The 12,395-nt window shown below is 48.3% G+C and carries 10 protein-coding genes, 3 pseudogenes and 1 riboswitch; of the genes and pseudogenes, 9 read left to right on the top strand and 4 right to left on the bottom strand.

Features of this window, described 5'->3' with window-relative positions; all coding sequences use genetic code 11:
- Positions 1-2 precede the first annotated feature (2 nt).
- The 3 genes and pseudogenes from LBCZ_RS13350 to LBCZ_RS13345 form a co-directional block, all read right to left on the bottom strand.
- Complete coding sequence (locus LBCZ_RS13350) at positions 3-1,604, bottom strand: ABC transporter permease subunit (RefSeq protein ID WP_039639843.1); 1,602 nt, start codon at positions 1,602-1,604, stop codon at positions 3-5.
- 106 nt (positions 1,605-1,710) lie between these two features.
- Positions 1,711-1,884, bottom strand: a riboswitch (Lysine riboswitch).
- A gap of 235 nt (positions 1,885-2,119) precedes the next feature.
- A pseudogene (locus LBCZ_RS16760) lies at positions 2,120-2,404 on the bottom strand (lysostaphin resistance A-like protein); the annotation flags it as partial.
- 21 nt (positions 2,405-2,425) lie between these two features.
- On the bottom strand, positions 2,426-2,800 hold the full coding sequence (locus LBCZ_RS13345) for a hypothetical protein (RefSeq protein WP_025013773.1): 375 nt from the start codon (positions 2,798-2,800) through the stop codon (positions 2,426-2,428).
- Positions 2,801-3,031: 231 nt separating this feature from the next.
- Here LBCZ_RS13345 and LBCZ_RS13340 point away from each other — a divergent pair, with 231 nt between their 5' ends.
- The gene (locus LBCZ_RS13340) at positions 3,032-3,907 is read left to right on the top strand and encodes a helix-turn-helix domain-containing protein (RefSeq protein ID WP_025013774.1); all 876 of its coding nucleotides are present in this window, start codon (positions 3,032-3,034) and stop codon (positions 3,905-3,907) included.
- Entirely contained in the window at positions 3,904-4,752 is an 849-nt protein-coding gene (locus tag LBCZ_RS13335) for a helix-turn-helix domain-containing protein (RefSeq protein WP_025013775.1), read from the top strand. Before LBCZ_RS13340 ends, LBCZ_RS13335 begins: the two co-directional genes overlap by 4 nt.
- Before the next feature lie 157 nt (positions 4,753-4,909).
- Here the strand turns inward: LBCZ_RS13335 and LBCZ_RS13330 are convergent, their stop codons facing one another.
- On the bottom strand, positions 4,910-5,929 hold the full coding sequence (locus tag LBCZ_RS13330) for a helix-turn-helix domain-containing protein (protein WP_025013776.1): 1,020 nt from the start codon (positions 5,927-5,929) through the stop codon (positions 4,910-4,912).
- A 100-nt stretch (positions 5,930-6,029) separates the two neighbouring features.
- Here LBCZ_RS13330 and LBCZ_RS13325 point away from each other — a divergent pair.
- The 7 genes and pseudogenes from LBCZ_RS13325 to LBCZ_RS13295 form a co-directional block, all read left to right on the top strand.
- Positions 6,030-6,971: pseudogene (locus tag LBCZ_RS13325) on the top strand (MFS transporter); the annotation flags it as partial.
- Between the two features lie 123 nt (positions 6,972-7,094).
- Positions 7,095-8,156 carry an IS30 family transposase gene (locus tag LBCZ_RS13320; protein ID WP_039638870.1) on the top strand — a complete coding sequence of 354 codons (1,062 nt, stop codon included), beginning with the start codon at positions 7,095-7,097 and terminating at the stop codon, positions 8,154-8,156.
- 81 nt (positions 8,157-8,237) lie between these two features.
- Positions 8,238-8,576, top strand: a pseudogene (locus LBCZ_RS13315) (MFS transporter); the annotation flags it as partial.
- Positions 8,577-8,810: 234 nt separating this feature from the next.
- Positions 8,811-9,788, top strand: coding sequence for a mannose/fructose/sorbose PTS transporter subunit IIA (locus LBCZ_RS13310; protein ID WP_025013159.1), 978 nt, complete (start codon positions 8,811-8,813; stop codon positions 9,786-9,788).
- A 25-nt stretch (positions 9,789-9,813) separates the two neighbouring features.
- The gene (locus tag LBCZ_RS13305; RefSeq protein WP_025013158.1) at positions 9,814-10,632 is read left to right on the top strand and encodes a PTS mannose/fructose/sorbose transporter subunit IIC; all 819 of its coding nucleotides are present in this window, start codon (positions 9,814-9,816) and stop codon (positions 10,630-10,632) included.
- A 17-nt stretch (positions 10,633-10,649) separates the two neighbouring features.
- A complete protein-coding gene (locus tag LBCZ_RS13300) occupies positions 10,650-11,561 on the top strand; it encodes a PTS system mannose/fructose/sorbose family transporter subunit IID (protein ID WP_010490474.1) in 912 nt (303 codons plus the stop codon).
- A 370-nt stretch (positions 11,562-11,931) separates the two neighbouring features.
- Complete coding sequence (locus LBCZ_RS13295; protein WP_010490477.1) at positions 11,932-12,297, top strand: DUF956 family protein; 366 nt, start codon at positions 11,932-11,934, stop codon at positions 12,295-12,297.
- Positions 12,298-12,395: the final 98 nt, after the last annotated feature.

Raw genomic sequence — 12,395 nt, 5'->3', positions numbered from 1 at the left:
AGCTAGTCCCCCTCTTTTGCGGTGCCAATTTTCGGTGTTTCAACCTGCATTTGATTGTTCATCACGTTGTAGTCTTTGGGTCCGTCGAGATGTTTTTCGATGAGCCGGAAGAGGCGGCTGATGGTGAAGGTCATGATGAGATAGATGCCGCTGACGATCAGATAGGTGTGGAAGAACTGGAAGCTTTGTCCGGCAATGGTTTCGCCGCTGAAGAACAGTTCGGAAACCGAGATAACCGACAGCACGGACGTATCCTTAATGTTCACAATGAACTCATTCGTGACCGCTGGCAGGGAATTACGAACCGCTTGCGGCAGGATAACTTTCATCATGGTTTGTAGATGCGTCATGCCCAGCGCACTGGCTGCTTCGAACTGTCCTTCATCAACGGAAATAATCCCGCCACGGATAATTTCGGAAATGTAGGCGCCAGTGTTAATTGAAACAATCAAAAGCGCTGCGGTAGTGCGATCCATGTTCAGGTGCCAGGCTTGGGCGGCGCCATAATACAAGACCGCTGCCTGAACAATCATTGGCGTGCCACGGAAGACTTCGATATACAAGGAAAGCAGCCAATTGATAACTGCCCGCAAACCGCGCTGTCCCAACTTCTTGGGTTTTGGCGTGGTGCGAATAATCCCGACTAACAGGCCGATGATGAAGCCAACAAGGGTGCCGACCAAGGCCAGTAACAACGTCATACCGGTACCACGCAAGAGCATCGGCCCATACTGTTTCATAATGGCCATGAACCAGTTGCCGCTCTTTTCGGTCGAAGGCTGATTATCGACCGCCTCATTCATCAGGCGTGCCCGCTCTTTTTTGGAAATCGTAGCGAGCAGTTCATTGATTTTAGCTTTATTGGGATCGTTTTTCCGCAACCCGATTGCTAGGTTGGTGTCGCTGGCATCGGTTTTAAATCCCTGACCCTTGGCAAAATGGATATACATCAGGTTCGGGTTGGCGCGTTCTGCCGTGATCCCTTCAGGAACTTCGGAAACGTAGCCGTCAATGGTGCCAGACTCCAAGGCCACCCGCATCGCTGGGAAGTCGTTCATGGCCGGTTCCTTGACGACTCCTTTGATTTGGTTAATGGCCTGATAGTGATACGTACTGAGCTGCGCTGTCACTTTAGCACCTTTAAAATCAGCAATACTCTTGGCTTTTGCATATTTGCTGTCTTTACGGACGACCATGGTCAGATTGGAAATGTAGTACGGATTGGTAAAATCAATCGTTTTGCGCCGATCCGGTGTTGGTGACATCCCGGCGATAATGGCATCGATTTTTCCGGAAGTTAAAGCAGGCGGCAGGCCATCCCAAGAGGTTTTGACCACAACGACTTTCTTGTGCAGTGCCTTAGCGACTTTCCGCGCAATCTGAACATCGTAACCATTGGCGTATTCATGACTGCCTTGAATCTTGACCGCGTTATTGGCATCTGTGTTCTGTGTCCAATTGAACGGTGCATAGCCGGCTTCCATACCGACTTTGAATGTGTTGTCGTCGCTCGCAGCATTGACTGGCTTAGCAGCAAAACCGCCAAGCAGCAGAATCAATACGAGCCCCAGCACACCCAAACGTGCAACCCAGTGTTTTTTCATAAAATGACATTCTCCCTTCTTGTAGTGGGAAATAGAGCTGGAACCAAAAAATCGACCTTTATTGAACAAGCAATAAAGGTCGATTCCATCGATTTTAGTCATAAACCAGAATCATAGCGCCCCGAAGCAACCTGCTTCGACAGTCCATGAGTTATGCGCTCATGGCCCAATGCGGATCGTCCGAACACGGCCCGACATTTCGGCGGCGGCACTTACGACTGGTTCAACATGATCCGGCACTCCCCAGTTTTCGTTGCCCACCGCAACCTCTATTTCTTGGTGGTGTATTTAAATGTCAAAATCAAGTGTAGCGGAATGGGAGGTGGATGTCAATTGGATGTGAGCGTGAATTGGCGCGGTTAGAAGGCGGTGTGTAAGTGGCATAGGCGTAATGGCCGTTTTTTGGCTATTGCGCCTGAGGTCCATACACACAGACTTCTGCGGCAGTGAACACGTTATGGTGGAAGAAGTTTATATTAGCAGGCATACTTACGAGAAGCATTTTTGAACCGCTGTCAAAACATAGAAACAAAGGCTAAGACGTTATTAAGGATGTGCAGTGCGATGCTATAGCGTAAATCCCCAGTAAGCGCGTAAACGGAACCAAATAGCCATCCCATGGTGCAGTAAACTAAAAGATTGACGGTGAAATGAGGTTCCTGAAGCAACCCAAACACAAAGCCTGAGACTAAGACAACGAAAATTTTGCTCATAATAGTGTTCTTGTTGACAAAATAGTTAAAGAAAATTCCGCGTAATATAAATTCTTCAATAATCGGTGCCGCTAATACAGCGTCAACACTGGCTAATAATGGCGCAGTTCAAATGAATTTGTTAACAAGCACCTGATTCGTGGCATTGTCCGCGTTGAAAGGCGTGAGAGATTCAACACACAGCAACCCAAAAAGAGACACAACCCCAATGAGAAGTATAAGCATGTTCTTTCTCGAAAGTGGCTTTAGGCCATAGCCATTTGGATTAAAACGTTTCAATTGCCGGAAATATAGCCAATGAAGAAACCAAATGAATGCCCCTTTTAATAATAGTTCAATCACTAGAACTTCATATTGGTCTTGCTGCAATTTGCTGATTGTAAAAAAATCATGGAATTCAGTTAAGACATCAAGCAGCATGATGCCTGCGAGAAGAAGTGCGCGCTTCAGCAATGAACCGCCAATGGATATTATTTTCCCCAATTGTCTGTCCTTCTTTAGACTTTTGAATGCTATAAAAATTGGGCTACATGAATACGCGCCCATTGTAACAATTAGCGTTAATGGTTAACAAGTTTAAAAATAGGCACAAATTAAAAATCAGAACATATAGATTAACAAATGTAAAGCAAAGAAAAATATTTCGATTTTGAAAAAATGACAAAACGTGTTAAATTTGTCTAATAAACTTCTCATAAAAAGGGGCGGGTGCTGATGCCGGAGGAGCCTGTCAAAGTCGGGGCCTATTTACGGGCGTTGCGTCTTGAAGAAAATGACTCATTGGAAGAAATTGCGGCGGGGATTACGACGGCCGCTACTTTGTCACGCTTTGAACGGGGGGAGACTCAGCTCAGTGCAGCCGTTGTTTTAAAACTGTTAACGCGCTTTGATCAAGATGTTGAATTGATGCAACAAGGCTATCGGGCATTGAATCCGGAGAATTTTTTCCAACAGGTTAATCGGGCCACGGTTTCCGGTAAGTCAGCGTTGCAGGTGTTAGCGCAAAAGCAGTATCGCTTGTGGCGACAAACCGGGCTGATTTTTTATCGACTGAATCAAATTAATATTCTGGCCCACAATGGGTTTACGGACCCGAGTTTTCAGACAACAGCGCAGATGAAAGCCGACGTTATCAAGTATTTGAAACGGATTCGGTACTGGGGATTGTACGAACTTGATCTTTTCGCCGCCACCTTGGTGATATACGACCATGAGCAACTGATGAGTTTGGTCATGGAGCTGGTTTTGGACTGGCCGGATGTGAAGGGCCATCCAACCCGGAACCAGTATCTGTGGGCGATTTTGACGAATAGCATCGCCTTGCTGATTCATCGTCGGGAGTTTACGGATGCTGTGCGGCTGCTTAACGTCGCCAAGAACTTACCCATTCCGGCCGATGATCTCTATGCGCGGATCATGTTGCGCTATCAAGAGCACCTGCTGACCTATCATCGCGGCCAGCATCGGGCGGCTAAAACTGCGGTTAAAAACTTACTGGCAACGCTGGCGTTATTGGACTCGCCGTTTTTTGCCCAGTTGTTGACTAAAAGTTGGCGACGATTCCTGAAGGAGGAGGCGCAGGCAAAATGACGATCGGTGAACAATTCAAACGACTGCGTAAAGAACGGTGGCTGACGTTAAGAGAAGCCGCTGGCGACATTGTTTCGGTATCAAGCCTTTCAAAATTTGAAAATGGCACCTCACAGTTGGCCGCCGATCGCTTTTTCCTATTGCTGGATCGATTGAATCTGGACTGGGATGCGTTCACGCCTTCACGCTCGGATGCACCATTACCGTTTTTGCATCGTTATCTGGTGGCGGCACAGCAGGCAGATGTTCAGGCGTTGGCAGGTATCTTACGCCAGTTGCCGCTGGCGAATACCAATCAACGGTTGCTGTTGCATTTGACGCTGCATAACCATGCACCGGAACGCTTTTCCGTGTTGGCCCGTGAACGTAAACAGGCGTGGTCGTTGTTGATGCATACAACGGCGTGGTCGCTGTTGTTGCGGCTGATCGCGCTTCAATTAACCGGCATCATCGCGATGAAGGATTTGGAAGGACTGATCAAGGCCATTGCGAACCAAGTGCAAACACCCAACACACCACAGGATCATTTGAATCTGGCCAATCGCGCGTTTTTAACCGCTTCTCTTCGGTATATTGCGGCAGGGCAACTGGACAACGCGCAGGAAACGCTTGCGTTAATTCGGCAGGCCACAGTGGGTGACATGGGGGTTGAGTTTCAGATTGCCTGCACAAAACGTCTGGTGATGATTTATTCACCGGATAAAAGCAAGGCAGCGCGCGGTTGGCAAGAGCTTGCCCAACTGAAGGCGTTGTTGAATGAGGTTGCGGCACCGGACTGGACGGCAAGTTGGCTGCCGGCTTTGGAGGCGTTGGCTGAGGCAAAGCGTTGCGGTAAAGAAGCCTGACTTTGCCTTTTTTGAAAATTCGGATAGTAGCAGTTTGTAACGGACTCGCGATCAGCGAAAATAAGTTGATTGTGGGTCCGTTTTTTGGTGTGTTCCACGTGAAACGCCATGAGTTAAGAAGGAAGACTGTTTTTTTGACACGATAATAGGTTCGCAGTCAAAGAAAGTACGCGCCACCTTGTGGATCCTTGATATTGATTCGGACAACCTTCAATAAGTAACGCAACCACCGTTCTTGCGTCGGCTGGTCCAGGATATGCTCCAAACTGATGGCTTGTTGGCATAACTCGTATCCGGCTGTGGTTTGACCAATGACGGCTTGGTACCAGCCGCGTAAAAATAAGAGGAGGGCCGAGTTTGAGAGGTCGTTTGTGTCATGCAAAATTTTTTCGGCGGTGGTGAGGACTTTTTTGGCGTCGGTTAAGTGGCGTGTGTTGATGAACACGGTGAAGGCGGAGAAGAGCGTCTGAATCCGGAGATTGCCGATTTGATTGAAGGCGCGATATTTTTCCGAACGCTTCATCGCTATTGGCAACAAGTTTTGAATGGTTTCAGCAGGTAAGGCGACCATGAGATGGCGGAACCAATAAAGCTCAAAGTAATTCCAAGTTTCAACCGAGTAGAGATAGCTGACCAGTGGCTTGGCGCGTTCCTGCAATTGGGCCATGGCGTCGGTCACATTTTTGAATGGTGATGGCTGGTCAGGCGGCTTGACGCGATCAATCATGGTTAGGCGAAAGATCTGAATGCTGATGAGTTCAAATTGGGTTTGGCGGTTGTGATCGTGCTCGTACCGTTTTTGCCAAGCCTTTTCCTGTTTCAACAAATATTGATAGTCGGCTAGCGTGGGATTTTCAACGTTAAAGCGATCCTGATAGGCGATAACCTCTTCAAAGTCGCGGTGAACTAAAGTGTTGTAAACAAACCGCGTGTGAGCCGAGGGTGGGACAGCGCCTGCCTGGAGATCGCGAATGAAGACGAATTCTTCCACCGAAATGTTGATGCGAAAGAGCAAATGACTCAGGCGGGCAAAGCTGATATTGGAGCGACCTTGTTCGAACTTACTAATGAAAGCAATGGAATTATGCGCATCGGCTACCTGTGCCAAGGTCAGATGGTGGTTGCGCCGAAGTTGGCGGAAGACGGCGCCGTCAGTGGGATTGATTTTTTCTACCATAGTGGAATTTCACCTCGCCTTGAGTGTAGCCTGCTTACACTCAAAGTACAAACCAAGTACGAATCGAAAATGACATGCTTGGCTGCAGGGAGGTAGCAACATGCATGAATATTTCAATAATCGGGGTTATCGCGCCATTTTAAATGCCAGTTTGTTAAGCGGGATTGGCGATAGCCTGTATAACATCGTGTTTATCATTTACGCGGCCACGATGCCGTTTAAAAGTCTGGCCGTCACATTGGCAGCGATGGCAACCACTTTGCCGACGATGCTGTCGCTAGTGACTGGCAGTCTGGCCTATCGAACCCAGGCCAAAACCAGTCATATGGTGGCTACGCGTATTGGCCAAACGTTACTTTTCCTAGGGTTGGCAGGGATGATCCTGCTGCCTGCCAGCTTGCCATTGTTTTTGCTGTTGCTGGGCATCAACATACTTTCTGATACCCTGGGACAATATGGGAATGGTTTGGTACTGCCACTGTTGCATCGGTTAATTCCCGCTAAAGAACTGAACATGGCCATCAGTTTTCAAAGCGCGACCGGTACGACGGTTCAAATGGTTTTTCAGGCAGTCGGTGCAAGCCTGATTGTCTTGCTCAACCACAATTATGCGCTGTTTGGCAGGCTTAATGCTGTTACGTTTTTACTCGCAGCTTGGGTTATAACCCGGGAAAAGAGTCGCCTAAAACAAGCTGAACCACCAGTCGTGACGCATGCGCATCAGCCGATTCTCAAAAATATTGGCAATGTGCTCAAGTTTCTGGCAACCAACCGTTTTCTTTTGGCAGTCATTGTTTTCGCAATGTTTGTCAATACACTAGGGTCATCGGTTGACGGCTTAATGTCGGTGTCGCTTGTCCAGCAACCGGGCATGTGGCTGCGTGACTTTGGCACCACGGTGGCTTTGCTGAATATTGTCTTCTCGGTAGGGCTTATTCTAGGCGCACTGTTTGCCCAGGATGGCTTGCAACGGCTCAGTACGTTCAAACTGCTGAGTCTTTTGACAGCGGCGATGATTGGGCTTAGTTTTAGTTTCTTTCTTTTCGCGCGTTTTAAAATCAAGTTAGCCACTTTTATTACAAATTTGGGACAATAAAAAACATCAAGAACAGATATCCTGTATCATTGAAGTTCCAACACAAACAATGAAAGAGGTATTGTCCTGATGCATGAACAGGATATCACACGTCGTCAACCAGGTCATCATTTGTCTCAAATGGAACGCGGTAGAATTGCAGAACTTTACGCCACCGGCACCTCCAAACGCGAAATTGCTGCCAAAATTGGCGTCTGCCATCAAACCATCAATAATGAGATTGACCGAGGGACTGTCAAGCAGGCTAAGCGCATTAATGGCAAACTGATCTATCATACGGAATATAGTCCTGAAGCTGCTCAGACGCGCTATGAGACCGCACGTCTGAATTGTCATAGGCCGGATAAATTCGCCGCTACAAGCCACTTCCTGGCCTGGTACGTTAATCAGGCCAAGACTGAACACTGGTCGCCTGATGCAGCCGTTGGCGCCGCACGGCGAGCCAAGCTATTCACCCCTGAGGAGATGGTGTGCACAACCACTTTATATCGCTACATCGATGATCAACGCTTAGAAATTCGGAACATCGATCTCGTGGAGAAGGCAAATCGGCGGACCAAGCAACACAAGAGCACTAAGCATAAGCGCCTAGCCGGCCGCAGTATTGAGGAGCGTCCTAAGGCTGTCGAACGCCGCAAGCAGTTCGGACATTGGGAGATGGATACCGTTGTCGGGAAACGCAATGGCCGTGAGAGCGTCATCCTTAGCCTGATTGAGCGGAAGACTCGTTGCCAACTTCTCCGACTGATCGACGGCCGAGACTCGGACTCTGTGGAGTTTGCGTTACGAGAAATCAAGCTTGAGTGGGGTGACTGTCTGCGCACGATTACCGCAGACAATGGCCCGGAGTTCTCGACTCTGGATAAGGCCTTTGAGGACACAGATACAGACATCTTCTACGCGCATTCATACACCTCATGCGATCGCGGCTCCAACGAGGCCCACAATCGCATGATTAGACGTGACTACCCAAAAGGCGAGTCGCTGGATGATGTTAGTCCCAGCCAGGTGCTGGCTACCCAAGACCGTCTTAACGGGCTTCCCCGGAGAAAGCTAGACTACCGTGGCCCCCAGGAGTGTTTTGAGACCGAAGTGCGCCGGACTCGGCGTTCAGCACAACACGTAAGCTAAACAATGAACCACTCATAAGATAACAGGCTGTTCTTGGGAGTGTCTCAACACCCCGGCTAACTTGTTCTTGCAATTTGGGGTTTCTTTCTTTTCCGTTCGCTTGCTGCCGTCATGGGATTCAGCTTTGTGACATCCTATCTCATGGGAAAAATCAACCCGCGGGTGTCGACGGTGATGATGCGGCTCGTTCCTGAGCAGCAGATGGGGACAACGGCAGGAGTCGTTAACCTAGTGGCCCTTTTAGGTATGCCGGTCGGTCAAGTGGTTTTCTTCACATTGGCAAATGTTGTGAGCGCTGCGGCAAGCTGGATGCTCATGGCGGCGCTGTCAGCGGTGTTATTATTAGTGCTTTTATTAGTGGGCACGCGCATCGCCGACCCTGTCTTTACCGATTCCGAAAGCCAGTCAGAAAAGGCCTAGGCAGGCTTTAAATTAATTGGTATCGACCGATATACCAATTTTGATAGATACCAATTAGAAGTGCGTACTGAATGTATGCGCTTCTTTTTTTAATTTCATTTTAAGTGAAAATGCTTGCATAGCGGCGTGGAGGAAGTCATACTAAACTTATTGGGAAGCCTTGTATTTTTGATTATTTTTGTTTTTTGCAGATATTATTTTCGAGGCAACCACAAATTTTTAGGAGGCGTAATAATGGTCGGAATCATTCTTGCTAGTCATGGCCAATTCGCTGCTGGCATCAAGCAATCCGGTCAAATGATCTTCGGTGAGCAAGAAAAAGTCGAAGCCGTGACCTTCATGCCCGATGAAGGCCCGGATGACTTGCACAAGCACCTCGAAGATGCGATCGCTAAGTTCGACCCAGACGATGAAGTTTTGTTTTTGATCGATTTGTGGGGCGGATCACCATTTAACCAAGCGAACACGATTTATGAGGAACACAAGGATAAATGGGCGATTGTGACCGGACTGAATTTGCCGATGTTGATTGAGGCTTATGGCTCGCGGCTGTCAATGGATTCTGCACAAGACATTGCCGCACATTTACTTGAAGCCGGACGTGACGGTATCAAGATTAAGCCAGAATCACTGGACAAGGTGAAGAAGCCAGCTGCTCAAGCTGCCGCACCAAGTACAGCCAATGCTGGTCAACCGGGATCATTCCAGTATGTTCTGGCCCGGGTTGATTCACGTTTGTTACATGGTCAGGTTGCAACCACTTGGACTAAGACCACGAACCCGACGCGGATTATTGTTGTCTCTGACACAGTGGCAAAAGATGAGCTGCGGAAGAACCTGATTAAGGAAGCGGCACCATCTGGCGTCAAGGCACATGTTGTTCCGATTGATCAGATGATTAAGTTGGCCAAAGATGATAAGCATTTTGGCGGTGAACGCGCATTGCTATTATTTGAAACCCCTGAAGACGCATTACGCGCCATTGAGGGCGGTGTTCCGATTAAGGAGCTTAATATCGGGTCAATGTCACATTCAGTCGGTAAGGTTCAGCCTAATAAAGTGCTGGCCTTTGACCAGAAGGATATCGACACCTTCCACGAACTGGCCAAACATGGCGTCAAATTCGACGTTCGTAAAGTGCCATCCGATCATCCGGATGATATGAACGCGATTTTGAAGAAAGCTCAAGACGAACTGAATGCGCAGAAGTAATTTTTGAAATGGAGGAAGAAGACTTATGACTTTGAATTTTATTCAAATCATCCTGGTCCTCATCGTGTCATTCCTTGCTGGTATGGAAGGTATTTTGGATGAATTCCACTTCCATCAGCCAGTTATTGCATGCACGTTGATCGGACTTGTGACCGGTGACTTGACCCCTTGCTTGATGCTTGGCGGGCAGTTGCAGATGATCGCCTTAGGCTGGGCCAACATTGGCGCGGCCGTCGCACCCGATGCTGCATTGGCATCAGTTGCATCAGCTATTATTCTTGTTCTTGGCGGTCAGGGTACTAAAGGCATTAGCTCAGCGATTGCGATTGCGGTTCCGCTGGCCGTTGCCGGTTTGTTGCTGACCACTTTGGTTCGTACCTTGGCAACCGCGATTGTTCATATCATGGACCGCGCTGCTGAAGAAGGTAGTTTCCGTAAAATTGATTTCTGGCAATGGGTTGCGATCTGCATGCAGGGCTTGCGGATTGCCATTCCAGCCGGCTTGATCCTTGCCGTTGGTGCTGGCCCAGTGCGGGCATTGCTTGAACAAATGCCTGATTGGCTCACTAAAGGTCTTGGCATTGGCGGGGGCATGGTTGTTGCCGTTGGGTATGCCATGGTTATTAACATGATGGCGACCCGCGAAGTATGGCCATTCTTTGCTATTGGTTTTGTTCTGGCGACTGTCAAAGAAATTACCTTAATCGGCCTTGGTGCTATTGGTATTTCCTTAGCACTGATTTACTTGGCACTGTCCAAGCAAGGCGGCGGTTCAGGTAACGGCGGCAGCTCAAATAATAGTGGTGCTGGCGATCCTGTCGGCGACATTATTGACAATTATTGAGAAGGAGGTTGACAAACATGGCTGAAGAAGTTCATATCACAAAAAGCGACCGAATTAAGGTTTGGTGGCGGTCAACCTTCCTTCAAGGTTCTTGGAACTACGAACGTATGCAGAACGGTGGCTGGGCTTACACCTTAATCCCTGCGCTGAAACGTTTGTATCACACCAAAGAAGACCGCGCAGCTGCTTTAAAACGGCATCTAGAATTCTTTAACACTCACCCATATCTGGCATCACCGATTCTGGGTGTTACGATGGCACTGGAAGAAGAACGTGCCAATGGCGCCCCGATTGATGACAAAGCCATTCAGGGTGTCAAAGTCGGGATGATGGGTCCGCTGGCTGGTGTCGGCGATCCAGTGTTCTGGTTCACGGTTAAGCCAATTATTGGTGCGTTAGCCGCATCACTGGCGATGGCCGGCAACTTAATGGGACCAATCCTTTACTTCGTACTTTGGAATGCGATCCGTATGGCGTTCCTATGGTACACTCAGGAATTTGGTTACAAAGCCGGGAGCAAGATTACCGAAGACCTTTCCGGTGGTTTGCTACAGGAAGTTACAAAGGGTGCCACAATCCTAGGTATGTTCATTCTGGGATCACTGGTCAATCGATGGGTTTCCGTCAAGTTCACGCCAGTTGTTTCTGATGTTCCGAACCAAAAGGGTGCCTACATTGACTGGAGTTCATTGCCAAGCGGTAAAGCCGGCATCCAAAAGGCTTTGGAATTGCAATCTCAAGGACTGTCACTAACAAAGAATAAAGTGACAACGTTACAAGATAACTTGGATCAGTTGATTCCAGGCCTAATGGGCTTGTTGCTAACCTTATTCTGCATGTGGTTACTGAAGAAGAAGGTTTCTCCAATCGTCATTATCCTTGGCCTGTTCGTTGTCGGGGTTGTCTTCCACGTCATCGGTTTGATGTAAGACAAATTACCAAAATCGAACAAAACGCCCAAAAGCTCAGACACAAAGTCTGGGCTTTTGATTTATAATGGAAGAGCGTGAGCGTGGCCGGTTAGAAACCGGAGCATAAGTGGCCTTGGGCGTGATGGCCGGTCTTTGGCCATTGCGACCAAGGTCCTTATGTGCAGGTTTCTGGCCACGCGAACGCGTTTATGGAAGAGCGGGAGCTGGCGCGGTTAGAAGCCTGAGGTCCTTACACGCAGGTTTCTGGCCACGCGAACGCGTTTGTGGCGTTTCGGGCACCGCGTAAGCTTTAAGCTTTAGCCTCTTACACAGAGCTCTTAACCACACTCCCACAGCACACAAGATCAGTCTAAAAGGATGGCAAAAAATGGTTCAATCAATCAACACCAAATCAGAATTAGTGATGGAAGGCACTGCCTTTATGGGAATGCCGGTCTATGGCAAGATCATGATCGGCGATAAGGGCTTCGAATTTTTCAACGAAAAAAATGTGCATGACTTTTATCAAATTCCTTGGGATGAAGTTAACTGGGTCATTGCATCTGTCATCTTCAGGGGCAAATGGATTCCTCGTTTTGCCATTAAAACCAAGAAGAACGGGACGTATACGTTTGCGGCGAAAGATGCCAAGAAGGTCTTGCGCGCCATTCGTGAGCACATTCCTGCCGATCGGATCGTCAAGTCACTGACTTTCTGGCAAGTCGTGAAACGGGCGTTTACCCGCAAAAAATAAATTGTGTTTTCTATCAGGAGACGTCAAGAAAAGGCAGCTCGCCATTTCCGGAAATCGGAGTGGCAAGCTGCCTTTTTGCATTCTTGATATTTTGTAGC

The sequence above is a fragment of the Lacticaseibacillus casei DSM 20011 = JCM 1134 = ATCC 393 genome (assembly GCF_000829055.1).
GTDB classification, from domain to species: domain Bacteria; phylum Bacillota; class Bacilli; order Lactobacillales; family Lactobacillaceae; genus Lacticaseibacillus; species Lacticaseibacillus casei.
Note: the sequence above shows the minus strand (reverse complement) of the source record. Positions and strands in the feature narration are given on the sequence as shown.

What these genes read in the sequence shown, in the direction of transcription:
- LBCZ_RS13340 (WP_025013774.1), top strand. Translation starts at nt 3,032, where the DNA reads ATGCCGGAGGAGCCTGTCAAAGTCGGGGCCTATTTACGGGCGTTGCGT.
- LBCZ_RS13335 (WP_025013775.1), top strand. Translation starts at nt 3,904, where the DNA reads ATGACGATCGGTGAACAATTCAAACGACTGCGTAAAGAACGGTGGCTG.
- LBCZ_RS13330 (WP_025013776.1), bottom strand. Translation starts at nt 5,929, where the DNA reads ATGGTAGAAAAAATCAATCCCACTGACGGCGCCGTCTTCCGCCAACTT.
- LBCZ_RS13300 (WP_010490474.1), top strand. Translation starts at nt 10,650, where the DNA reads ATGGCTGAAGAAGTTCATATCACAAAAAGCGACCGAATTAAGGTTTGG.
- LBCZ_RS13305 (WP_025013158.1), top strand. Translation starts at nt 9,814, where the DNA reads ATGACTTTGAATTTTATTCAAATCATCCTGGTCCTCATCGTGTCATTC.
- LBCZ_RS13295 (WP_010490477.1), top strand. Translation starts at nt 11,932, where the DNA reads ATGGTTCAATCAATCAACACCAAATCAGAATTAGTGATGGAAGGCACT.
- LBCZ_RS13320 (WP_039638870.1), top strand. Translation starts at nt 7,095, where the DNA reads ATGCATGAACAGGATATCACACGTCGTCAACCAGGTCATCATTTGTCT.
- LBCZ_RS13310 (WP_025013159.1), top strand. Translation starts at nt 8,811, where the DNA reads ATGGTCGGAATCATTCTTGCTAGTCATGGCCAATTCGCTGCTGGCATC.
- LBCZ_RS13350 (WP_039639843.1), bottom strand. Translation starts at nt 1,604, where the DNA reads ATGAAAAAACACTGGGTTGCACGTTTGGGTGTGCTGGGGCTCGTATTG.